At 71.3% G+C, this 21,258-nt stretch carries 29 protein-coding genes and 1 pseudogene; 19 read left to right on the forward strand and 11 right to left on the reverse strand.

Going from position 1 to position 21,258, the window contains the following annotated elements; all coding sequences use genetic code 11:
- Positions 1 to 3 precede the first annotated feature (3 nt).
- The 11 genes from ACN20J_RS36470 to ACN20J_RS36520 all read left to right on the forward strand — a co-directional run bounded on the left by ACN20J_RS36470 (position 4) and on the right by ACN20J_RS36520 (position 5,049).
- Positions 4 to 342, forward strand: coding sequence for an ArsR/SmtB family transcription factor (locus ACN20J_RS36470; RefSeq protein WP_266761065.1), 339 nt, complete (start codon positions 4 to 6; stop codon positions 340 to 342).
- The gene (locus ACN20J_RS36475; RefSeq protein WP_266761067.1) at positions 339 to 797 is read left to right on the forward strand and encodes an ATP-binding protein; all 459 of its coding nucleotides are present in this window, start codon (positions 339 to 341) and stop codon (positions 795 to 797) included. Before ACN20J_RS36470 ends, ACN20J_RS36475 begins: the two co-directional genes overlap by 4 nt.
- Before the next feature lie 28 nt (positions 798 to 825).
- On the forward strand, positions 826 to 1,008 hold the full coding sequence (locus ACN20J_RS36480; RefSeq protein ID WP_266761069.1) for a hypothetical protein: 183 nt from the start codon (positions 826 to 828) through the stop codon (positions 1,006 to 1,008).
- The gene (locus ACN20J_RS36485; RefSeq protein WP_266761071.1) at positions 1,005 to 1,589 is read left to right on the forward strand and encodes a hypothetical protein; all 585 of its coding nucleotides are present in this window, start codon (positions 1,005 to 1,007) and stop codon (positions 1,587 to 1,589) included. Before ACN20J_RS36480 ends, ACN20J_RS36485 begins: the two co-directional genes overlap by 4 nt.
- Before the next feature lie 42 nt (positions 1,590 to 1,631).
- On the forward strand, positions 1,632 to 1,838 hold the full coding sequence (locus ACN20J_RS36490; protein ID WP_266761073.1) for a hypothetical protein: 207 nt from the start codon (positions 1,632 to 1,634) through the stop codon (positions 1,836 to 1,838).
- A 5-nt stretch (positions 1,839 to 1,843) separates the two neighbouring features.
- Positions 1,844 to 2,182 (forward strand): ArsR/SmtB family transcription factor, encoded by a 339-nt coding sequence (locus ACN20J_RS36495; protein ID WP_266761075.1) that lies wholly within the window; start codon positions 1,844 to 1,846, stop codon positions 2,180 to 2,182.
- Positions 2,179 to 2,652, forward strand: a complete 474-nt coding sequence (locus ACN20J_RS36500) for an ATP-binding protein (RefSeq protein ID WP_266761077.1) — start codon at positions 2,179 to 2,181, stop codon at positions 2,650 to 2,652. The genes ACN20J_RS36495 and ACN20J_RS36500 overlap by 4 nt, the downstream gene beginning before the upstream one ends.
- Positions 2,653 to 2,688: 36 nt before the next feature.
- Positions 2,689 to 2,874, forward strand: a complete 186-nt coding sequence (locus tag ACN20J_RS36505) for a DUF6126 family protein (protein WP_266761079.1) — start codon at positions 2,689 to 2,691, stop codon at positions 2,872 to 2,874.
- A 106-nt stretch (positions 2,875 to 2,980) separates the two neighbouring features.
- Complete coding sequence (locus tag ACN20J_RS36510) at positions 2,981 to 3,481, forward strand: hypothetical protein (protein WP_266761081.1); 501 nt, start codon at positions 2,981 to 2,983, stop codon at positions 3,479 to 3,481.
- 19 nt (positions 3,482 to 3,500) lie between these two features.
- Complete coding sequence (locus tag ACN20J_RS36515) at positions 3,501 to 3,767, forward strand: pyridoxamine 5'-phosphate oxidase family protein (protein WP_323183214.1); 267 nt, start codon at positions 3,501 to 3,503, stop codon at positions 3,765 to 3,767.
- Positions 3,768 to 3,831: 64 nt separating this feature from the next.
- Positions 3,832 to 5,049 carry an NADP-dependent isocitrate dehydrogenase gene (locus tag ACN20J_RS36520; RefSeq protein WP_266761083.1) on the forward strand — a complete coding sequence of 406 codons (1,218 nt, stop codon included), beginning with the start codon at positions 3,832 to 3,834 and terminating at the stop codon, positions 5,047 to 5,049.
- A gap of 213 nt (positions 5,050 to 5,262) precedes the next feature.
- Here the strand turns inward: ACN20J_RS36520 and ACN20J_RS36525 are convergent, their stop codons facing one another.
- The 6 genes and pseudogenes from ACN20J_RS36525 to ACN20J_RS36550 all read right to left on the reverse strand — a co-directional run bounded on the left by ACN20J_RS36525 (position 5,263) and on the right by ACN20J_RS36550 (position 9,606).
- Positions 5,263 to 6,540 carry a PP2C family protein-serine/threonine phosphatase gene (locus ACN20J_RS36525; protein WP_266761085.1) on the reverse strand — a complete coding sequence of 426 codons (1,278 nt, stop codon included), beginning with the start codon at positions 6,538 to 6,540 and terminating at the stop codon, positions 5,263 to 5,265.
- A 117-nt stretch (positions 6,541 to 6,657) separates the two neighbouring features.
- Entirely contained in the window at positions 6,658 to 7,068 is a 411-nt protein-coding gene (locus ACN20J_RS36530) for a hypothetical protein (protein ID WP_266761087.1), read from the reverse strand.
- A gap of 120 nt (positions 7,069 to 7,188) precedes the next feature.
- Positions 7,189 to 7,584, reverse strand: coding sequence for a hypothetical protein (locus ACN20J_RS36535; RefSeq protein WP_266761089.1), 396 nt, complete (start codon positions 7,582 to 7,584; stop codon positions 7,189 to 7,191).
- A gap of 158 nt (positions 7,585 to 7,742) precedes the next feature.
- Positions 7,743 to 8,471 (reverse strand): sulfite exporter TauE/SafE family protein, encoded by a 729-nt coding sequence (locus ACN20J_RS36540; RefSeq protein ID WP_266761091.1) that lies wholly within the window; start codon positions 8,469 to 8,471, stop codon positions 7,743 to 7,745.
- Between the two features lie 173 nt (positions 8,472 to 8,644).
- Positions 8,645 to 8,824: pseudogene (locus ACN20J_RS36545) on the reverse strand (ATP-binding protein); the annotation flags it as partial.
- A gap of 230 nt (positions 8,825 to 9,054) precedes the next feature.
- Positions 9,055 to 9,606: a hypothetical protein gene (locus ACN20J_RS36550; RefSeq protein WP_266761093.1), complete on the reverse strand. Its 552-nt coding sequence runs from the start codon at positions 9,604 to 9,606 to the stop codon at positions 9,055 to 9,057.
- 427 nt (positions 9,607 to 10,033) lie between these two features.
- On the opposite strand from ACN20J_RS36550, the gene ACN20J_RS36555 reads away from it, so the two are divergent.
- The 8 genes from ACN20J_RS36555 (at position 10,034) to ACN20J_RS36590 (ending at position 14,425) form a co-directional block, all read left to right on the forward strand.
- A complete protein-coding gene (locus tag ACN20J_RS36555; RefSeq protein WP_266761095.1) occupies positions 10,034 to 10,174 on the forward strand; it encodes a hypothetical protein in 141 nt (46 codons plus the stop codon).
- Positions 10,175 to 10,919: 745 nt separating this feature from the next.
- Positions 10,920 to 11,267, forward strand: coding sequence for a hypothetical protein (locus ACN20J_RS36560; RefSeq protein WP_266761097.1), 348 nt, complete (start codon positions 10,920 to 10,922; stop codon positions 11,265 to 11,267).
- Positions 11,264 to 11,629 (forward strand): ArsR/SmtB family transcription factor, encoded by a 366-nt coding sequence (locus ACN20J_RS36565; RefSeq protein ID WP_266761099.1) that lies wholly within the window; start codon positions 11,264 to 11,266, stop codon positions 11,627 to 11,629. The genes ACN20J_RS36560 and ACN20J_RS36565 overlap by 4 nt, the downstream gene beginning before the upstream one ends.
- A 31-nt stretch (positions 11,630 to 11,660) precedes the next feature.
- Complete coding sequence (locus tag ACN20J_RS36570) at positions 11,661 to 12,080, forward strand: CBS domain-containing protein (RefSeq protein WP_266761101.1); 420 nt, start codon at positions 11,661 to 11,663, stop codon at positions 12,078 to 12,080.
- A 143-nt stretch (positions 12,081 to 12,223) separates the two neighbouring features.
- Entirely contained in the window at positions 12,224 to 12,748 is a 525-nt protein-coding gene (locus ACN20J_RS36575; protein ID WP_266761103.1) for a universal stress protein, read from the forward strand.
- Positions 12,749 to 13,182: 434 nt separating this feature from the next.
- Positions 13,183 to 13,551, forward strand: a complete 369-nt coding sequence (locus ACN20J_RS36580; protein WP_419669020.1) for an ATP-binding protein — start codon at positions 13,183 to 13,185, stop codon at positions 13,549 to 13,551.
- Positions 13,552 to 13,608: 57 nt separating this feature from the next.
- Positions 13,609 to 13,779: a DUF6126 family protein gene (locus ACN20J_RS36585; RefSeq protein WP_266761107.1), complete on the forward strand. Its 171-nt coding sequence runs from the start codon at positions 13,609 to 13,611 to the stop codon at positions 13,777 to 13,779.
- A 301-nt stretch (positions 13,780 to 14,080) separates the two neighbouring features.
- Entirely contained in the window at positions 14,081 to 14,425 is a 345-nt protein-coding gene (locus tag ACN20J_RS36590; RefSeq protein ID WP_266761109.1) for a pyridoxamine 5'-phosphate oxidase family protein, read from the forward strand.
- A 9-nt stretch (positions 14,426 to 14,434) separates the two neighbouring features.
- Here ACN20J_RS36590 and ACN20J_RS36595 read toward each other — a convergent pair whose 3' ends face one another.
- Genes ACN20J_RS36595 through ACN20J_RS36615 form a run of 5 tightly spaced genes read right to left on the reverse strand, consistent with a single transcriptional unit; the run spans position 14,435 to position 21,256 of the window.
- Positions 14,435 to 15,913 (reverse strand): NADH-quinone oxidoreductase subunit C, encoded by a 1,479-nt coding sequence (locus ACN20J_RS36595; protein ID WP_266761111.1) that lies wholly within the window; start codon positions 15,911 to 15,913, stop codon positions 14,435 to 14,437.
- Between the two features lie 3 nt (positions 15,914 to 15,916).
- Positions 15,917 to 17,575 (reverse strand): proton-conducting transporter membrane subunit, encoded by a 1,659-nt coding sequence (locus ACN20J_RS36600; RefSeq protein WP_266761113.1) that lies wholly within the window; start codon positions 17,573 to 17,575, stop codon positions 15,917 to 15,919.
- Positions 17,575 to 18,267: a hypothetical protein gene (locus ACN20J_RS36605; protein ID WP_266761115.1), complete on the reverse strand. Its 693-nt coding sequence runs from the start codon at positions 18,265 to 18,267 to the stop codon at positions 17,575 to 17,577. The genes ACN20J_RS36600 and ACN20J_RS36605 overlap by 1 nt, the downstream gene beginning before the upstream one ends.
- Positions 18,264 to 19,229 (reverse strand): respiratory chain complex I subunit 1 family protein, encoded by a 966-nt coding sequence (locus ACN20J_RS36610; RefSeq protein ID WP_266761117.1) that lies wholly within the window; start codon positions 19,227 to 19,229, stop codon positions 18,264 to 18,266. Before ACN20J_RS36610 ends, ACN20J_RS36605 begins: the two co-directional genes overlap by 4 nt.
- Positions 19,226 to 21,256: a proton-conducting transporter membrane subunit gene (locus ACN20J_RS36615; RefSeq protein ID WP_266761287.1), complete on the reverse strand. Its 2,031-nt coding sequence runs from the start codon at positions 21,254 to 21,256 to the stop codon at positions 19,226 to 19,228. Before ACN20J_RS36615 ends, ACN20J_RS36610 begins: the two co-directional genes overlap by 4 nt.
- Positions 21,257 to 21,258: the final 2 nt, after the last annotated feature.

A 21,258-nucleotide genomic window follows, 5' to 3' on the forward strand; every position in this document is an offset into this window, starting at 1 on the left:
GCAGTGAACGTTCCGCTGTACCAGACGAAGGCGGAGTTCTTCCGGATGCTGGGCCATCCGGCGCGGATCCAGGTGCTGGAACTGCTGCAGGGCGGTCCGAAGCCGGTGCGCGACCTGCTCGCGGCCGTCGGGATCGAGTCCTCCAGCCTGTCGCGGCAGCTGGCGGTGCTGCGCCGTTCGGGCATCGTCACGACGACGCGCGACGGCTCCAGCGTGGTGTACGCGCTGGCGGGCGGGGACGTGACGGAGCTGATGGGGGCGGCGCGGCGGATCCTGTCCGATCTGCTGAGCAGCCGGCGGGAGCTGCTTCAGGAGCTGCGCGAGGGCGAGGCGTCGCCGTGATACGCGGGCACGGCACACGCGAGCAGGCCGGGGTGCACACGCGCCCGCACGTTAAGCGGCGCACCCTGATTCTCCCCACGGCGCCGGCCTCCGTGCGGGCGGCACGGATCAGCACGGCTGAGGCGCTGGCCTTGTTCGGGCTGGCGCCCGGCTCGCTGCTGGCGGATGCGGCGCTGCTGGTGGTCAGCGAACTGATGACCAATGCCGTACGGCATGCCGCGCCGCAGTCGCCCAGCGCGACGGTGACGGTGTCGACGGGCGCCGGACAGCTGGTGGTCGCGGTGGGCGACCAGGACCCTCACACGATCGAGATGGCCGGACCGTCCGCCGGCGAGGGACTGCGCACCGTGGCGGAGCTGACGGCCTGCTTCGACGGCGAGGTGAGCGTGAAGCCTGCCCTATGGGGGCGGGGCAAGACCGTGGTGGCCCGTTTCCGGCTGCCCGGGCAGCGGTGAGACGTACCACATGGGAGGGGCACCACAGATGCGCTTCGAGATCACCTTCCTGCACACCGACGGCGACCACACCGCCCACACGGCGGATGCCGCCGAGATCAGCGCACTGGTCGCCTGGGCCGGGCGGACCGGCGTCCGGCTGCGGATCCGGCCCAGCCCGGCCGCAGTCGGCGGCGGGGACGGAGCCACGGGGTTGGCAGCGGAGAAGTGAGCGGTGGAGCAATGTTCGGAGTGGTCGGGCACGGAGATCTCACGGCGGACTCGTGGGGCCTGGTGGAGGACGCACTTCCCGCTGTCTTGAAGCGCCTGGAGCCGCACGGACTGATGGGCGTGGTCCGGGCCGCCGCGGGACTGCCACTGGTGTTCGGGCGGGCAATCCACAGGGCGGGCGGGTCGCTGGTGGTCGTGGTTCCGACGGCAGGCGCGCTGCCGGCGGCTCTGCCGGGGCAGGACCGCGTGGCCACGGGCCAGCTGCTGATGCTGGCCGAGCACACACGGCTGGTGGAGTTCGACCCCCGCGACCCTGATGCGTGCGCCGCCGTCGACGAACGGATCATCGAATCATGCCGCGGTCTGGTCGCGGTATGGGACGGCTCCGGCTCCAACGACCGGCTGGACGTGGCCCATATGGTGACGCACGCCCACCACCGCAGGATCCCGGTCGAGGTGCTGTGGCCGACCGGGGCGCGGCGCATCGCCTCCTGCGCGGTTCCTGCCATCCGGGCGGGCGGCGATCCGGCCCGAAACGGGCCGTCCCACCTGCCCGCACCGGATGGCGACGGGCACCGATAAGCTTGAAGAGTTCTTCAATTGGTTAGTTGCGGTGGTCCATAGATGATCCAGGGTGTGGAGGTCGGCGTGGGCGAGTTCGCCGAGGCGCTGCTGGCGCGGGTGCGGGCGGCCCGGGCCGCGCTGACGGCCGCCGTGGCGGCCGAGGACGCGTACGCCGTCGCGGTGGCACAGGACGAGCTGGACGACATGATGCGGCTGGCCCGCGGGCACGGCCTCGCTGTCGAGGCGGCGGGAACGGACGAGGAGTGAGCGCAATGCCGGTACCGCTGTACGAGGCGAAGGCGGAGTTCTTCCGGATGCTCGGGCATCCGGTGCGTATCCGGGTGCTGGAGCTGCTGCAGGACGGGCCGAGGCCGGTGCGCGACCTGCTGGCCGCCATCGAGATCGAGCCGTCGAACCTGTCGCAGCAGCTGGCGGTGCTGCGCCGCTCCGGCATCGTCACCGCCACCCGCACCGGCTCCACGGTGGTGTACGAGCTGGCCGGCGGGGATGTGGCCGAGCTGCTGGCCGCCGCCCGCCGGATCCTGTCGGTCCTGCTGTCCGGGCGGCAGGAGCTGCTGGAGGAACTGCGCGCCACGGAGCCGGCCCGGTGACGGGCGGTGGCCGGTTCCGGTCGTGGCGCGGAGGCCGCCGGCCCGCGGCGGCGATGGAGCATGTGCCGTCGCCGGTGCGACGGCACATCGTCTCGGTGCCGCTCGGACCAGAGGCGGTACCGCGGGCCCGTGAGGCGGTGGCCGGACGTTTTGGTGAGGTGGGCGTCGTGCCCGGCTCCGCGTTCGCCGACGCGGTGCTGCTGGTGGTCAGCGAGCTGGTCGTGAACGTGCTGCGGCACGCCCCGCGCTGCACGGTGGCGGATGTGGGGATAACGGCCGGGGCGGGCCAGCTGGTCGTCAGCGTCGCCGACGCCGAGCCGCGCCTGCCCGCCCTCGAACCGGGCGCGATGGGCGCGGGACTGCAGATGGTCGCCGAGCTGGCCGGCGAGTACGAGGGCGACGTCAGCGCCGAACCTGTCCTCGGCCATGACGGCAAGGTGGTCCTGGTCCGGTTCCGCGTCCCGTCCTAGGAAACGCACAGATCACAGGAAGAAGGGAGACAACACATGAGTGATGAGGCTGAGGCGCCCGAGCCGCCGAAGAGCACGCGGCGCAAAGAGAAGCCCAGGGACCGTGATGCGCTGATCGAGCGCGGTGTCGCGATCCGGGCGGGCATCTACATCTTCGGCACCCACCTGGTCGCCGGGTTCGTGTGGCTGCTCTTCTACCTCGGCGAGCACGCCCCCAAGTAACCGAAAGCATGCGCGGCCGGCCTCTGCTCCGACCACGACGTGCAAGCCTCTTCCATCAAGCCAACTGCCGCGACTGCCGCGGGCGGAGAGACAAGGACGGCCGACGTTGATCGCTGTCGTGGGGCACCCGGACCTCGCCCCGTGGACGCTGACCCTGCTCGAAGAGGAATTGCGCGAGCGACTGGCCCGGTACGCCGAGGCCGGTAGAACCGGCCTGGTCCGGGTCGGGCAGGGGCTGCCGGTCGCGTTCGGGCGGGCCGCGCAGAAGGCCGGGCTGGCGTTGGTGACCGTGGTGCCCCCGCTGTACCGGGCGCCCGCGCTGCTGCGGGAGCTGGACCAGCGGGCGGCCGGGGAGTTGCTGCTGCTGTCGCAACACGTGCGGCTGGTGGACTACGACCCGGCGGACCGGAATGCCTGCGTACGCGCGGACGAGCGGCTGTTGCGGGCCTGCGCCCGAGTGCTGGCGATCTGGGACGGCACCGCCTCTGACGACCGTGACACCACCGCCCACCTGGTGGCCTACGCCCGCAGCCTGGGCATCGACGTCGAGGTGCTGTGGCCCGACGGCGCCAAGCGCCTCCCGACGGCCGGCGAGAGGCCGTCATAACGGCCGCCGCGTCACCGCATTGGCTCCTGATCGAGCTGGGCCGGACCGGGACGAGGCGCTGAAACCGCTGACTCAGGCGCCACCGGGACGGATGGTCTTCTGCCACCAGGCGCTGCCCGCGATCCGCCCGGTCAACCACCTCGCCGAAGAGGGCGGCGACACCGTCATCCGCATCCACACCGGGGCCACGCTTCTCGGCCACGCCGAGCTGCCGGAGGTCGTCGCCCACGCGGCCCACAACAGCGGGATCGAACGAGCACGCGAGTCTCGATGTCGAGTATCTTGATATCGAGATATGTTGGTCAGGGTCGCTGAACCAACGCCAAGAGCGCGCGAGAGGGTTCCACTCCATGGCCAAGATCAAGGTAGCCAACCCCGTCGTCGAGCTCGACGGCGACGAGATGACCCGCATCATCTGGTCGTTCATCAGGGACAAGCTGATCCTTCCGTACCTCGATGTCGAGCTGAGGTACTTCGACCTGGGCATCGAGCACCGGGACGCCACCAACGACCAGGTGACGGTCGACGCCGCCCACGCCATCAAGGAGTTCGGCGTCGGGGTGAAGTGCGCGACCATCACACCGGACGAGGCGCGGGTCGAGGAGTTCGGGCTCAAGGCGATGTACCGCTCGCCCAACGGCACGCTGCGCAACATCCTCGGCGGTGTGATCTTCCGTGAGCCGATCATCATGAGCAATGTGCCGCGGCTCGTACCGGGCTGGACCAAGCCCATCGTCATCGGCCGTCACGCCTTCGGCGACCAGTACCGGGCCACCGACCTGAAGGTGCCGGGCCCGGGCACCCTCACCATGACCTATACGCCCAAGGACGGCTCCGCCCCGGTGGAGCTGGAGGTCCATGAGTTCCCGGGCGCCGGTGTCGCGCTGTCGATGTACAACCACGACGAGTCGATTCGCGACTTCGCCCGCGCGTCGTTCCGTTACGGTCTGGACCGTGAGTACCCGGTCTACCTGTCCACCAAGAACACGATCCTGAAGAAGTACGACGGGCGCTTCAAGGACATCTTCCAGGAGGTGTTCGACGCCGAGTTCAAGGCGGATTTCGACAGCAGGGGCCTCACCTACGAGCACCGTCTGATCGACGACATGGTCGCCGCGGCGTTGAAGTGGGAGGGCGGCTACCTCTGGGCGTGCAAGAACTACGACGGCGATGTCCAGTCCGACATCGTCGCGCAGGGCTTCGGCTCGCTCGGCCTGATGACCTCCGTCCTCATGTCCCCCGACGGCAGGACCGTCGAGGCCGAGGCGGCGCACGGCACGGTGACCCGTCACTACCGTCGGCACCAGGCGGGTGAGGCGACGTCGACCAATCCGATCGCCTCGATCTTCGCCTGGACCCGGGGCCTGGCTCACCGCGGCAGGCTGGACGGCACCCCCGACGTCGCCAGGTTCGCGGAGACCCTGGAGCAGGTCTGCGTCGAGACGGTGGAAAGCGGGCAGATGACGAAAGATCTCGCGCTGCTGATCTCCAAGGACGCGCCGTGGCTGACCACGGAGCAGTTCCTGGACGCCCTCGACACCAACCTTCAGAAGAAGATCGCCGGCTGAACCGACAGGGTGGGCAACCCGTGCCCACCGCCGAAGGAGCACGGGCACCAGGTTGCCCGGCTCCGGTGCTCCCGGCTGCGTGCCCCGGCCGCCCGTCCCGGCCGGCCACGCACCAAGCGACGTCCGCACAAGCGGAGCTGTCCAAGCCCGGCCTCCCGGTACCGGCCAGGAGCCGGCGACAGCGGCATCAGGCCGCCCGTGCCGAGGCCGGGATCAGCGCGTTGCTGTGGACGTGCCGGAGCTGCACAGAGCCAACAGGGCGACGTCATCGCCGCCCGTGGGGGCAAGCCGCTCCACCAGCTCGTCCACGAAGTGGTCCGGTGGCAGCCCTCGGAGGTTCATCGCTTCACGGCGGAGCTGTTCCAGGCCGGTGGACATGTCTTTCCCGGGCCGCTCGATGAGGCCGTCGGTGTAGAGCAGGAAGATGCTGCCCGCGGCGACCGAAGCCGAGGCAGCCGCTTCCCGCGGCACGCTGGTGTCCACCCCGAGCGGCAGACCGTGGCCGCCCATCACAAAGCGCGCCGGACCGTCCGCCGGGATGAGCAACGGAGGAGGGTGCCCGGCATTGCTCCACGTGAACAAGAAGGAACCGGTATCCAGCGATCGCGCCACACCGAAGATGAGTGTGGCCGTGACGTTGGGTTCGGGCAGCTGCTCCAGCACCTGGTCCAGACGGCGCATCACATCCTCCGGCGGACCGGGACGGTCGACGGCCAGGGCGCGCAGCGTGTGCCGCACCTGGCTCATACGGACAGTGGCTGGGACATCATGGCCGACCACGTCCCCGATGGTGAACGCGAGTGCCCCGTCGGGCAGCACGATGGCGTCGTACCAGTCGCCACCGACCTCAGCATGGGTACGTGCCGGTCTGTACCGGGCGATGAGATGAAGCGGTGGGAGGGTGGGCAGGGTCTTTGGCAGCAGGGAATGCTGCAGATAGGTGGCGATTTCGCGGTGCTGGTCGTACAGGCGCGCGTTGTCCACCACGAGCGCCCCCTGGCGGGCGAAATTCTCGATCAGGGTGACCTGGGCTTCGGTGAACGGCTGGCTCGCAGCGGTGCGGGCCACGATGATCACCCCGAAGGGGCGGCCGTCGACATGCAGGGGAGCCGCGATCGCACTGTCCGCACCGAGCCGGGTCAACAGCTGCAGCTGGGCGCGCTCCAAGGAATCCGTGGCCTGCTCCGGCGGCGGCACGTCGGAGATCAACACTGCGGCGCGCCTGCGCAGAGCTTCGGCCAGCGGCGCCGTGGAAGCCTCCGCCCACGCCGGGAGCAGCTGCGAGGGCTCTCCTGGGCGGGGGCTGTCGGGGCCTTGACCGTGCCCCACGACCACCACCCGGCGGGCCCGGCCCCGCTCGTCCAGAAGATCGATGACGCACCAGTCCGCGAGCTGCTCGACCAGCAGTTCCGCCAGCCGCCGCAGACTCGCCTCCCAGCCGCGGCCGGCCTTCAGCGCGTCTGTGACGTCCGCCAGGAGTCTGATGGGCATGGCGCCGTCCATGATCTTCTCCTGACCTCCGGTCGACTGCCTGATACGCGGCCTGGAGCAGCCCGGATCCGCAACCACCCCAGTCCCGACCAGTCCGGCCCCTGCCTCGCGGGGCTGTCACACCTCGATCTTCCTTCGGTCTTCCTCGGTCTTCCTGCGTGGCTCCGAGCCGTGACGGTGCCGCTCACTCGGGTCGTCGTCACGCCCCGCTCTCAGTGTGCCCGTATCAATCGTGCGGGTGAGGCGAACGCCACGCACGGACGGCGCCGCAGCCAGCGCCGGGGCGCGCACGATCAGGAGGCCGTACTCCATCATGTGCACGGTGTGATCGGGTCCGGTCGCTTGGACGGGATGACGGGCGGTACCCCGGTCAGCTGAGAGGTGAATGCGGGCATCGGCGACCCAGGCCCCTTCCACGCGGAAGGGGTGCGTTGCGGCGAAGACCTGTGGCACGTCGATCCCGTGTGCGACGAAGTGCTCGGGCTGCCCCGGGCTGCGCTGTCCTGCGGCGGTTACGAGTTCAGGCATCGGTGGAGTGCGCCGAGTCGCGGGCCGGAGCGGCGGCCAGGGCCTGGGCGAGTCCGGGTTGGCCGATTGATGGCAGCAGCTGGCCGGGGCCGGCCAGCCCGGCCAAGGCACGGGCGGCGGTCAGGAGGTTGTGGTGGGTGAGCCTCCGGGTGTGTGCGGCGGTGGCGAGCAGGGCCGCAAGAGCGTGGAGTGGGTGCGGGCGGCGGGCGGTCTCCGGGAGCGGGGCAGCTCTTGGGGGCAGGCGCGCAGCACGGGCGTGCCATCCTCGGGGGCGGGCACGCCGGTCAGGTCGACGAGAAGGTCGGCGGGGCCTGCCGGATCCACCGGGGGTGCGCCGACTTCGTGCAGGGTGAGGCTTCTGACGCCGACGGCGAGGAGGAGGCCGGGCAGGTCTCCGCCGCGGTCGGCACCGGCGCGGATCACGCGGGCGGTCCCGGTGGGGACGGCCCTGTAGCGCAGGGCGTTGAGGGTGGCAGCGGCGACGGCTACCGCGTGGGCGTGGCCGGTGGTGTCCACGACCGGAGTGCCGGTGTGCTCAAGGGCGGCGCGGACAGCGCCGACGTAGGCGTGGCTTCGTTCACTTCAAACAGCAGCGTTGGTCCACCAGCTCGGGAGTCAGTTGGCGGTTGGCAGCGTCATGAATGTTCGCGAGAAATGACGTCACTGGAGGTCTGTCATCCGCCGGTGATGGCCAGCAGGAGGCCGGAGGCGATCAGGCCCGCCTCAATGAGGAGGACGAAGACGTGGGCCGGTAGCCGGTCGACGATCTTCTTGCCCGCCCAGGCCCCGGCTGTGCTGGCCGGGGCGAGGGCCAGGCCGATGGCGGCGCTGGTGGCGGTCAGCAAGGCGGCGGCGCCGAAGACAACGAGTTTGGTCAGGTGCATCACCACTGCGGAGGCGGCCTCGGTGCCGATGTAGGCGCCGCGCAGCAGGCCGCGGGCGAGGAAGAACGGGGCGACCATCGGGCCGACCGAGCCGACCAGCGCGGAGCCGAACCCGGAAGCGGCGCCGACGGCGGCGAAATCGCGGTCGTCGAGCCGGGCCGCGTGCGGTTTCCAGCGCCGCCAGGCGACCATGACCAGCAGGAACACGCCGATGACGCGGGTGAGGGCGGGCAGCGGCGCGGTGGCGAACAGCAGTGCCCCGGCTGCGGCGGCGGGGACGGCGCCGATTGCGAAGATGCCGACCAGGCGCCGGTCGACCTCGCGCCGGTTGAACCACACCCGGCTGCCGTTGCTGGCCAGCTGGGCGACGGTCAGGACCGCGACCGCGTCTCGGGTGCCGAGGACGGCGACGAACACCGGCAGCAGCAGCACCCCACCACCGAACCCCGCCACCGCCGACAGCGCCGCGGTGGCGAACGTCGCGGCCACCATCACGATCCCCAGCAGCACCGTCTCCATGACAGCGCATTCTTCCCGCCGCCTTGGAGCGGGCCGCAGCAGGGGTGTCAGGCCGCGGACCAGGACAGCGTGTCCGGTCTCCGGCCCGCCGCCCGCAAGGGGGGCGGGCCGAAGAGCCGGGGCCCGCGGGTGTCAGCCGGCCTTGGCGGGTTCCTCGGCCGGGGCCCGGGTGGCAGCGAGGCGGAGTCGGTGCCGGTCTCGATGATGGTGCCGTTGAAGGTGAGGCAGTCGACGATGGCCGCGCAGAGACGGGGGTCGGTGAAGGTCTTCATCCATCTGGACTCGTTGGAGGCGATGGCGAGGCTGTTCTTCTCCTCGCGTTCGGTCAGCACCTGGAAGAGGAGTTCGGCGCCGTGGTCCGGCGGAAGCGTGCTCCGTCGGGATCGACCTCGTCGATGTTGTAAGGCGTGCTGATCTGCGCTCCACGAAACGTGTACCGCTGGACCATCTGCGGCATGACCAGGACCTTTTCACCGGGAATACCCCGATGCTTGCCTCGCAAGCCCCCCACTGCCTTCAAAACCCGTTGACACATCACCCGACCGTGTATCCGGGCGCCTCCCAAACCCGTGTACAACCGCCTTCACGACTCGTGAATAAAGCCATAGGCGGGATGGGTGTGCGACAGGCACAGTGCGGCGAAGCCGGGAGCCAGTGCGGCGGCCGTGGCGGCCAAATCCTGGGGCATGTGGGCGGTGATCGGCAGGGGGTGGATGTCCAGGCCGGTGGCGCGGTGCAGGTGGGCGGCGGCGGATTCCAGGGCCGGCAGGACGGTGGCCGCGGGCAGGGGGCCGAGGTCAGCGACGGCGGAGGCGTTGGAGATCAGTGCGATGCGGCGGCGCCTGCCCGTACAGGAGTCGACGCTGTCGGGGTTGAGGATCAGGTGCTGGATGACGCGGTGGTCGGCGTCGGTGTCGAGCAGGGCGCGCTCCCGGGCGGTGCCGGCGGGCACGCACAGCCGTTGGGTGGTCTTGCCGGTGGCGGCGGCATCGAGGGCGGGATCGCCCAGGTGGATCAGTTCCGCACCGAGGCGCTCACGCAGCAGCGTGCGCAGCCGCAGCAGGGCGGGGAGTCCGTCGGAGTCGGCGCTGACGCGACACAGGCTGGTGTCGGGGTCGTGGTCCGATTCGGTCATGACAGCTCCCGGAACGGAGGCGATGACAGCGTCCGCTGTAGGAGCACAGGCCGCACGGACGTGGGCCTGGAGGCCGAAGGCAAGGCGGGGCCCGCCGGGAGAGGGAATACGGGGATGGCTGCCGGGGGACCGGTGAGCCGGCCTCCGTGTCCGGACTGGTGCTGGTCTTCCCGGGGAACAGTCCCGGGCCCTGGCCGTAAGAGCAGGTCGGACGGGTGGGCCGGGCGCCCTGCGAGGTGAATTTCAGGGGACCGCTTCCGTCAGGACGCGTCGCGGACGAGGCGGTATCCGGTGACGATCCGTGGGCGGATCCGCACGAGCTGCTCATGCCGGTCGTCCGGCCGGGCAGGCAGTAGCGGGCCTGTCGGTATGCGTCGGTGACCGTCTGGGCGGAGCGGGTCACCGTCACCGTCCATCCCGTGTGGTCGTGCGGGTCGAGGTGATCGGTCTGGTAGGTGAGCAGGCCGGGGCAGCGGAGGGGGCCCGGCGGGACAGTCATCGGTACGCGTACGAGGAGGTGCCCCGCATCACGGAAGTGGCGCAGGACGCGCGCACCGGAGGGTTGTGACCCGCCGTGGATCAATTCGCCCACCGTCACGAGGTCGATGAGTGACAGTGCCTTACGGGACGCCAGCGCAACGAGCCGGAGCAGGGGCCGCCTTATCGGCGGTCTTCCGGGAGGCCCGGCCGTCAAGCCCTCCGTCTGCGCGCCCGCGCGGGACACGGACAGCGACCCGGGCCGCGATCGGCTCACCGGCCTCGCACCGCACCGGCCTGGTCCACCTCGCCCGTCAGGTCCACGCCCAGCTCACGCCCCATGCGCTCGGCCTCCTCAAGATCCACAGTGTGCACGGCGGCCGACCACGCGTCCCGCGCCCTTCCGCCTCGACACGCGCCTGTGGCAGCCCCGCCGCCAGCCGGCGCAACGCGGACTCGCGTCCTTCACTCATTCATCGCCTCCCGCGCCTGCCGGCACACCCGCCCCACGCGACGGCGAAGGCGCATGAAGTCACGCTTCTCCACCGGTACTTCAGGGGCATGAGCGGCTGCCCCGCGCCGACCCGGAAGGGCCAGCCACTGGCTGCATAGGTTATCAGTTGCTAAGATTGGCAATTGATGGATTACCTAGGAGGCACGATGCGCGTCACGCCGATCCGCGGCAAGAGTGCTCCCGTCCTGCTCTGCTCGGCGTGCGGGCTGCTGTGCCGGCCCTCCGCGTTGGACGGCCAAGGGCGGTGTTCACGATGCGGGAGTTCCCGTCTCGTCCAGTCCGCCACCCGCCGCAAGCCGACGCGGACCGCTCCCGTGCGTTTTTGGCAGCGACTGAGGTGGTGGTGAGCATGCGCTGGGACTCCACGGAGCATGACGGTGTGGGCGTGCTGCACCTGTTCGGCTTCCTGGGCAGTCAGGACACGCACCGCTTCGAGGGGGCTGTGGAGTGGGTCCGCTCCCGCTCGAACGGCCCGCTCGTGCTCGACATGTCCGGCCTGCTCGGCTGGAGTGAGGAGGGTGAGGCCGCCGTGCTGCGCGCCGCCCAGAGCCCGCTGGCCGTGTGCGGACTGCTCGACCGCCCCGCCCCGCTGCTGAGCGGCGACACGACCGGGCTCATCCGGCTCTACCCCGACCTCCGCTCCGCCCTGGCCGACCTGGCCACGGCGTGAGCACACCACCGCTGTACCAGCTCAAGGCCGACTTCTTCAAAACCCTCGGCCACCCGGTGCGCATCTGCGTGCTGGAACTGCTCAGCCTGCGCGAGTACGCCGTGGCCGAGATGCTGCCCGAGGTCGGCGTCGAAGCCGCCCACCTCTCCCAGCAGCTGGCCATCCTGCGCCGCGCCAATCTGGTCGCCACGCACAGGGAAGGCTCCACCGTCTATTACCGCCTCACCACCCCCGAGGTGGCCGACCTGCTGACCGCGGCCCGCGGCATCCTCGGCGGTGTCCTGGCGGGCCAGGCCGAGCTCCTCGCGGATCTCCAGTCGCCGCCGGCCGCCGCCCTCCCACCTCGCCCTCGCCCGGCCTGACGCTGCGGCCCTCCTGCCCTTGGAGCCGACGATGCCCTCCCCTGCGCCCCCCACCGCCGCCGACGCGATGCTCGCGCCGGAAGTCCAGGTCAGTGACCACACCAGCATCGACAGGGCCCTCGACGTGCTGCGCGGGTCACACACCGAATTCGTCCTCATCCGTGACGACACCGGGCGATGCGCCGGCATCGTCACCCGCGAACAGCTCGCCGACCACGAAGCGAAGCCCTGGTACGCCGAGAACACCCGCGTCCGTGACATCGCGCACGACCACAGCCCGTTCGCGCGCCCCGGCACGCCGGCCGCGGACGTGGCCGCCGACATGCGGGAGCGCTCGCTGGCGGCCCTGCCCGTCGTCGACGACGACGGCTTCGCCCTGGGCATCGTCACCGCCACACGGTTGCAGACGGTTCTCGCGGCATCGGCAGGCGGCACGGCCGGGCAGCCCTGAGCGCGTCCTGGCCGCCGATTCGCCACCATCCCCGCTCCGACCGGCGGCTGAGCCTCGTCCCTTCCATGCGGTCCGCATGGAACGTCCGAGACGTTCTGGCGGCCACCGATAGTTTCCCTCTCCTACACCAGGAATGGCCCACCATGAGCCAGTGGCTACCGCGCAAACGCCACAGCGGCGAGCACCGTCCGCGTCTGCCCGGCGCGGCACCCGTCCCCGGGGCGGCGCTTCCGCTCCGGCACGATCCCTTCCGGCACGCCATCGTCGTGGGATACAGCGGGTCTCCCTCCGACGAGCGCACTCTGGCGTACGCCAGCGGTATGGCGCTTCGAGCCGGCCGGGGTCTGGTGATTGTCCACGTCACCCACCGGCTGCCCAGCCCCAGCTGGTGGGAGGGCGGCGAGCCGATGGCCCTCCTCGACCTCCCCGAGGACAGCAGCGAGAGCCTGGCCGAGGCCCTGGCCCGTACCGGGCAGCTCACGCAGGTGCCCTGGGTCGCCATCCACACCCGCGGCGACGTCCGCCACGAACTCGAAGAGATCAGCAGGCGGTACGCGGCCGACGCCATCGTCGTCGGCGCCAGCCGCAGCATCACCGCCAAGCTCTTCGGCCGCGTCGGCAGCCGCCTCGCCCGGCAACCGCGGCACCCCGTGATCATCATCCCCTAGCGGCAGACACGCCGGTCCGCCCCGCGGCGGACGGCGGCGTCGCCTCGGGCGAGCAGGCCCGCCAGAGGCTTACCAGGCGTACACTTGAAGAGTTCTTCAATTAGGCAGTTGCCGAAATTTCTAGGCACCGAGGGAGTAGAGGGCCATGGGGGCGAGGTCCCGGATCCGCTCACGCTCGCAGGGCGAGCCGGCCGACGCTGAGCGACTGCGCAGCGATCGGTGGCTGGGCAGGGAAGCGGGCGGGGAGTGAACAGGATGCCGGCTGCGCTGTCCGTCCTCCTGCGGGGAAGGCAGGACCTGCTGGACGAGTTGCGCGCGGCGGAGCCGGCGCGGTGAGGGGCCGCGACCGATTCCGGCCGTGCCGAGGGGGTCGACCCGCGGCGGCTGGGAGCCCCGCTGCGCCGTCGGTGGCACGGTACTGCGTGTCTGTGGAGATGACGGTGGAGGCGGTGACACGGGCCCGTGAGGCAGTGGCCAAGGGCCTCGCCGAGGTCGGCGTCATGGCGGGTTCCGCGTTCGCCGACGCGGTGCTGCTCGTGGTCAGCGAACTGGTCGCGAACGTGCTGCGGCACGCACCGCGCTGCCCGGTCGCCGACGTGGAGCTCACGGCCGGGGCGGGACAGCTCATCATCGGCGTCGCGGACGCCGAACCCCGGCTTCCCGCCCTTGAGCCCGGTGAGATGGGTGCAGGGCTGCGGTTGGTGGCCGAGCTGGCCGCCGAGTACGAGGGCGGCATCGGCGCGAAGCTGACCGTCAACCGTGACGGCAAGGTCGTCCTGGTCCGGTTTCGTATGCCGTCGTAGCAACCGGTTCTTTCTTAGGGAACACCGTGGAGATCGCAGGGTGAAGGGAGACGGCACGTGAGTGACGAGACGGCCCAGCGGCCGAAGGGCAAGAAGAAGACCAAGGCCAGGGACCGGGACAGCTGGATCGAGCGCGGCGTCATGATCCGGGCGGGCATATACATCTTCGGCACGCACATCGTCGCCGGGTGGGTAATGCTGCTTTTCTACCTCGGCCAGCACAAATAGCCGAGGAGCCGACCGCCACGAGAGCCGGTCGGCCGGCTGTGAGGGCCGGATGGCCCTTGCGTTCCTCTGCGTGGATGTGGCCATGTGGTTCGACGGGGAACGGTGGCATGGTGCTGTGGCGCGAGGGCGCCGAGCCTGCCAGCAGCCCAACCCGGGCGGCAGCTCGACTATCACAATTACCTTCGTTGTAGGGCCCGGTTCGGGCTCGTGGCCTTCGGGGCCGGTATGACTCGTTGCCCCTGTCCCTGATGATCCGGGGGGTGCTGTCGCCGGTCCCTGGGGCTGGGCGCCGTTCGGTTGCGTGGTCTTCTCCCACCAGGCGCTGCCCGCGATCCGCCCGGTCAATCACCTCGTTGAAGCCAGCGGTGACGTCGCCATCCGTACTCACACCGGGATGGCGCTGCTCGGCCGTGCCGCGCACTCGGAGGTAGTGGCGTACGAGGCAGACGATCTCGATGCCGTCGCCCGGACCGGCTGGAGCGTGGTGGTCACCGGCACCGCCTCCCGCGTCTTGGATCCCGCCGAACTGGTCCGCTACCAGGCCGCGCTCACGTCTTGGGCGGAGGGGGACATGGAGCATGTGGTGCGGATCCGGGCCGACCTCGTGACCGGCTACCGGCCGGTGCGCGGCGACGCGGCTTCCTGACCGGCCAGGTCACAGGTCGTTGCCGGCGTAGGAGAGATTGAAGCTCTTGTTGGTCAGCGGGAAGTCCGGGACGATCGTGTCGTTCAGGGCGACCGGCAGGGCGGGCCAGTTGAAGAAGGACGGGTCGACGGGCTTGACCCGCGTAAGGGTGCCGTCGGCGGCGAGTTCGACGCGGGTGGCGATGGTGCCGCGCCAGCCTTCGACGAGACCGACACCCGTGCGGGGGCCTTGGCCAGGGACGGCCGTGGGCCCGAGGACCGCGCCGGTGGCGACACAGTCGGACAGTTCCTTGATCAGGGCGAGGGCGGCGTCGATCTCCTCGGAGCGGACCAGGAAGCGGGCCAGGACGTCGCCGGCGGTGTGGACAGGAACATCGGCCGGCTGCCCGTGCGGGGCGAAGGGGTGGGCGATGCGGGCGTCCAGGTTCAGGCCGCTGGCGCGGGCGACGTAGCCGAGGCAGCCGATGTCGCGGGCGGCGGCCGTGTGCAGGACGGCGGTGCCGGTGAAGCGGTCACGGACGGTGGAATGGCCGAGCGCCAGCCGGACGATCTCGCGGATGTCGTCGCCGATGGCGTCCATCTGGTGACGGCCGGGCAGGGTGCGCAGGGCGCTGCCGCCGGGGACCACGCCGCCGCGCAGCAGCCGGTGTCCGGTCACCGTGTGGTTGAGGCGCAGGAGTTGCTCGCGGACGCGCTGGGCGTGGGCATTGAGGATGCCGTACCCGACATCGTTGCAGAGCATGCCGAGGTCCGCGACGTGGTTGTGGAGGCGTTCGAGTTCGAGCAGCAACGCGCGAGCGCACTGGGCCTGTTCGGGAACGACCGTGCCGGTAGCCTCCTCGACGGCCAGGCAGTAAGCCAGCGCGTGGCCGACGGCGGTGTCGCCGCTGATGCGCTCGGCCAAAGGCAGTCCGGCCGCCACCGAGCGGCCCTGGAAGAGTTTCTCGATGCCCTTGTGGACGAACCAGAGGCGGGCCTTGAGTTTGAGGATGGTCTCGCCGACGACGGAGAAGCGGAAGTGGCCGGGTTCGATGAGCCCGGCGTGCACCGGGCCGACGGGGATCTCGTAGACGCCGTCGCCGGTGACCTCCAGGAAGGGGTACGGGCCTTCCTGCTCGCCGAAAGCGGGCGGGTCCCCGGCATCCGGGTGCATCGGGTACCAGCCGCGTGGCCAGTGGAAGTGGCGTACCAGGCGGCGGGGCTGCGGGTGGTCGAGGGGCACGATGCCGTGCAGGTCGTGCATCTCCCGCTCGAACCGGCCTGCGGGGAAGGACAGATGGGCCAGGCTGGGCACCTCGGGCCGGGCTGGGTCGAGGCGGACGTGGAGTTCGATGCGGGTGTCGGGCGGCCCGGAGACGAAGAGGTACACGACCCGGACGGCGTCTGTGTCGTGGTGGGCTGCGACCAGGGCCAGACGGTGTCCCTCGCGCAGCAGCGCCTCGGCCCGCTTGGGCAGCTCGGCGGCGGGGACGTCGTGCACGGTGCGCATCGGTCAGGGCCTTTCCAGGACGGTGGCGGCCTGGGTGAGCAGGTCGCCCAGCGGGCCGGCGGCGATGCCGAGGGCGGCGCAGGCCGCCAGGCCCAGGGTGAGCGGCCACAGGGCGGAGGGGTTTTCGCCGGTCGGCTCCCCACGGCCGAGCAGCATCCGCGCGGTGCGGGTGGTCAGCGCCGCGAAGGCGATCAGAACCAGCAGCAGGGCGGCGGCCATGACCCAGCCCAGCCCTGCTCCGGCGGCGAATCCGGCGCGGGCGATGCCCAGTTCGGAGGCGAAGAGGCTGAACGGTGGGAAGCCCAGCAGCGCGACGACGGCCAGCCCGAACAGCGCGCCCAGCCAGGGCGATTGGCCGAGCAGCCCGCGCACCCGCCCGATCTTCGAGGTGCCGCGCAACTGCAGGATCTGCCCGGAGGCGCAGAACGCGGTGGCCTTGGCGAGCCCGTGTCCGGCGATGTGCAGCAGGCCGGCGGCCAGGGCGAGCGGGCTTCCCACGGCCGCGGCCAGGGCGACCAGGCTCATGTGTTCCATGCTCGAATAGGCCAGCATCCGCTTGTAGTCCCGCTGGGCCAGCAGCAGCCCGGCCGCGAGGGCGAGGGTGAGCAGCGCGATGCCGGCCAGCAGGACCCGGGTGAAGTCGACGCCGAGGGCGGCGTCGGCGATGACCCGGTAGCGCAGGATCGCGGCGAAGGCGACGGACAGCAGCACCCCGGACATCAACGCCGAGACCGGGGCCGGGGCCTGGCTGTGCGCGTCGGGCAGCCAGGCGTGCAGCGGCACCAGGCCCGCCTTGGCACCGTAGCCGAGGATCACCAGGCTGATGCCCAGCCGGGTGACCGCCGGGTCGAGACGGTCCGCGTGGGCCACCAGGGTCGGCCAGTCCAGCGCCCACGCCTCCGCGATGCCCGCCTGCCGGGCCGCGTAATAGAGGAGCACGGTCCCCAGGAAGGCGAGGGCGATACCGGCCGAGCAGATCACCACGTACTTCCACGCGGCCTCGACGGACGTACGGGTGCGGCGGTGGCCGACGAGGAACGCGGTGACCACGGTGGTCGCCTCGATCGCCACCCACAGCACACCGAGGTTGGCGGTCACCACGGCCAGGCACATCGCGCCGAGGAACGTCTGCACCAGCATGTGGTAGCGCCACACGGTCCACGCCGTCGCGCTCCCGGCGGCCCGCTCCCCCGCCAGATGGGCGGGCGCCGCAGCGCAGGCGATGAAGGCGACGGCGCCGACGACCAGCAGCATCCAGGCCGTCAGCGCGTCGGCACGCAGCAGCCCGGAGTACGCGGACACGAACCCGCCGTCGACACGATCCGCGGCCAGGAGTGCCGCGCAGGTGAGGATCACCGCCGGAGAAGCCAGCCCGGCCCAGTCGGACGGGCGGCGTGCCCGCACCGGGGCGGGACCGATCGACTCCCCGGGTGGGGAGATGGCCCCAGCTTCCCCCCTGTGCGAAACGCTCGTAGCGCCTGCGGCAGTGGCCACGGCAGCTTTCTCCGCATGCTGTGGACGGCGAGCCACCGCCCGCCGGACCGCCGGCAACCCGCGAGGCACCTCATGCCTGACGAACGCGGTGAGCGCGTACCCGGCGGCCACGGCCAGCGGGACGGCGGCGGGCGCGGTGAGGAGCAGAGCGGTCGTGGCGGCGGTCATCAGTCGTGCAGCTCCCGCAGGTCGTCAATGTCGGTGGTGCCGAACGCCTCCCGTACCCGCACGGTGAGCAGCTGCAGCACCAGCACGGCCAGCAGCACGTCGAAGGAGACGCCGAGTTCGACGATCAACGGCACCCCGGACGCGGCCAGGAAAGCGGTCGCGGTGATGCCGTTGTCCAGCAGCAGGAAGCCGACCACCTGGGCCAGCGCACGGCGCCGGGTCACCAGCACGAAGAAGCCGATCAGGACCACGGCCAGACCGACCGGCAGCGCCCGGGTGGCGGGCGTCGGATCCAACTCAACCAGCGGGCGGGCGACCGCGTAGGCGAGCAGGATCAGGGCGGCGGCGGTCAGCAGTGAGGTGGCGACATTGACCAGCGGCTGGGTCTCGCGCGCCTCCTCGTGTCCACCAGGCCCGCCGTCCTGCCCGGCGACGAACGCTTTCAGGGCACGGCGGATCAGGTACGGCAGCAGGCCGGCGCGCAGCGCCCCGATCCCCACGGCCACCACGATCAGACCCCACCGGCCCTCGTGCAGCCCGAGCAACAGGGCGATCGCCGCGAGCGCGACGCCCTGGAGCGCGAAGGTCCGTACGATCGCGGCGAGTTCGCGCCGCCACAGCACCACCACGGCGGCCAACAGGAACGCCCCGCAGGCAAGATCGAGCAGCTGGGTGAACAGACTCTCGCTCATCGCAGTCCCCCTTCTCCGGTCAGGAAGTACGAGGCCGTCACCGCGAGCAGCGCCAACAGGAAGGACCCGGCGAGGAGTTCGGGCACCCTAAACAGCCGGAGCTTGGCCCAGAACACCTCGGCCGCCGCCAGTGCCACGCCGAGGGCCATCACCTTGAGCATCACGAGCAGCAGGGCGAGCAGTACGGCCGCCAGGGAGGCGCTGGTGGCGATGCCCCACGGGGCGAACAGCGAGGCCAGCAGCCCCAGCAGCACGGTCAGCCGCAGCTGCGAGCCGAACTCGACCAGCGCCAGGTCCCCTCCGGCGTATTCGAGGACCATGGCCTCGTGGACCATGGTCAGTTCCAGATGGGTGGAGGGGTTGTCCACCGGCAGCCGGCCCGTCTCGGCCAGCACCGCCACCGCCAGGGCGGCGATGGCCAGCAGCCCCGCCGGGGAGGTGAGGCGGGCGGGCTGGTCGGCGGCTCCGGCCACGATGACGGGCAGGTTGGTCGACCCGGCCGGTATCGACAGCGCGAACACCGCCATCAGGATGGTCGGCTCCACCAGCGCCGCGATGGTCATCTCCCGCGAGGCGCCCATCCCGCCGAACGCGGTGCCGGTGTCCAGACCCGCCAGCGCCAGCGCCAGCGTGCCCAGCGCGAGAAGCGACACCACCACGATCAGGTCCGCCCGCCCCCGCACCGGCGTGTCCGTGGAGATCAGCGGCACGAGTACGGCCAGCACCAGCGAGGTGGCCACCAGCACCAGAGGCGCCCACCGGAACGCCGGTCCGGTCCCGACCGGCGTGATCGCCTCCTTGCGCAGCAGCTTGCGCAGGTCCCGCCAGGGCTGCAATACCCCGGCCCCGGCCCGGCCCTCCAGCCGGGCCCGGGTCTGCCGCATCAGCCCGGTCAGCAGGGGCGCGCCGACCGCCACCGCGCCCACCTGGAGGGCGATCGCCGTGTATCCGACCGTGTTCACCAGCCCACCACCAACACCACCAACAGGGTGACCAGCCCGAAGAAGCCGTAGCCGAGATAGGCGTGCACACTGCCTCCCGCCAGCCTGCGCGCCCACTGCCCGGCCGCGGCGAGGAAGTCGAGGACCGGCCGGTACAGGCGGTGTTCGATCCGGTCGGGCACCCGGTTGCGGAACTTCACCCGCTCCACGAGATACGCGGACTCGCGCACCGGTGTGACGTCCACGTCCTGCTCCGGAGCGAGCACGTCGTCGAAGACCCGTTGCAGCGGCTCGGCGAACGAGGTCGCCGTATACGCCATGCGCGGCGTCGGCGCCCCGCCCCCGCAGTCCCACAACCTGGCCTGCGTACGCCGCTGCCGGCGCCGCGCCGCCCACCGCACGGTCGCCATGACCGCGCCCAGCGCCACTGTCAGCGCGGCGAGGATCCACAGCGGGGAGAGCGTGGCGGACACCTCGTCCAGGCGCACCCGCAGCCCGCCGCCGGACACGGGCCGCGTCCCCGTGAACCCGACGGCCGCCACCGCGCGCTCCAGCCCCTCGCCGAGCAGGCCCGGCACCAGGGCGAGCGCCGCGCACAGGGCCGCGAGCAGCCCCATCCCGGCCAGCATCAGCGGCGGCGCCTCCTTGGCCGCGGCGGCTCCTTGGCCGCGCGGTCGGGCGAAGAAACCGACCCCCAGCGCCTTGACGAACACTGCCGCGGCGAGCCCCGCGGACAGGGCGATCACCGCCACCGCGAGCGGCAGCACGATCGCCGTGGTCACGCCGGGCACGGCCAGTCCGTGGATCATCGACTGCAGGAGCAGCCACTCGCTGATGAACCCGTTGCCGGGAGGCAGCGCCACCGCGCCCAGCGCGCCGAGGGCGAACAGGCCGGCCGTGACCGGCATCCTGGCCCGCAGGCCGCCCAGGAGGTCCAGGTTCCGTTCCCCGGTGGCGCGCACCACCGACCCCGCCGCTGTGAACAACAGGGCTTTGAAGGCGGAGTGGTTGACGACGTGCAGCAGGGCGGCCGCCAGCGCGAGCCCGGCCAGCGACTGGTTCCCGGCGTGGGCGAACAGCCCGGCCGCGCCCACGCCGAGGACGACGAGGCCCATGTTCTCGGAGGTCGAGTAGGCCAGCAGCCGCTTGAGGTCGGAGGCCATCGCGGCCTGCAGGATCCCGTACACCGCCGACAGCCCGCCCATGGCCATCACCAGCAGCCACCACCAGGCCGGCCCCCCGCCCAGCAGATCGAACCCGACCCGTACGAGGCCGTACACACCGAGGTTGACCATGGCCGCACTCATCAGCGCCGACACCGCGCTGGGCGCTTCGGGATGCGCCCTGGGCAGCCAGGCGTGCAGCGGCACCAAACCCGCCTTGGAGGTGAACGCCACCGCCGTCAGCACGAAGACGAGCCCGCGCACGGTCGGCGACATCCCCGCCGTGCCGGTACGCAGGGCGGCGAAGGTCTCGCCCCCGGCCTGAGCGGCGTACACGGACAGACCCGCGAGCAGCAGTACGAGGCCCAGGTGGGTCATCACGGCATACCAGACGGCCGCCTCCCGCACCGACGGTCGCGCCCTGTGCTCGGCCAGGACAAGCAGCAGCGAGGTGAGCGCCATCAGCTCCCACAGCAGCAGGAACGTCGACACCGAGGCCGCCGCCGGCACCAGTACCAGGGTCAGCGCGAACAGCGGCAGGAGCGCCTGCGCGCCCCGCGAGCCGAGCCCGTGCGCGCCGTGCCCGGCCACATAGCCCACGCCGTAGACCGCCACCGCCGCCACCACGGCCCCGGCCACCGCCATGAACAGTCCGGACAGAGCGTCCACTTGGAAGTGCGCCCCGGCCAGCGGGAGCAGTCCGGATACCTCGGCCGACCAGCGGCTTCCGCCCAGTGCAGCCACACCCGACGCGCCACCGGCCACCCCCACACCCATCGTCAAAGCACCTACCACCGCGCCGCGCACCCGCTGCGGCAGGACCAGGCCGGCCGCAGCGCCCGCCACGCCCAGTGCGGTGGCCGTCACGAGGGCGGCCGGGATCATAC

Origin of the sequence: Streptomyces sp. 2-1, from assembly GCF_048564895.1 — a bacterium.
GTDB classification, from domain to species: domain Bacteria; phylum Actinomycetota; class Actinomycetes; order Streptomycetales; family Streptomycetaceae; genus Streptomyces; species Streptomyces phaeochromogenes.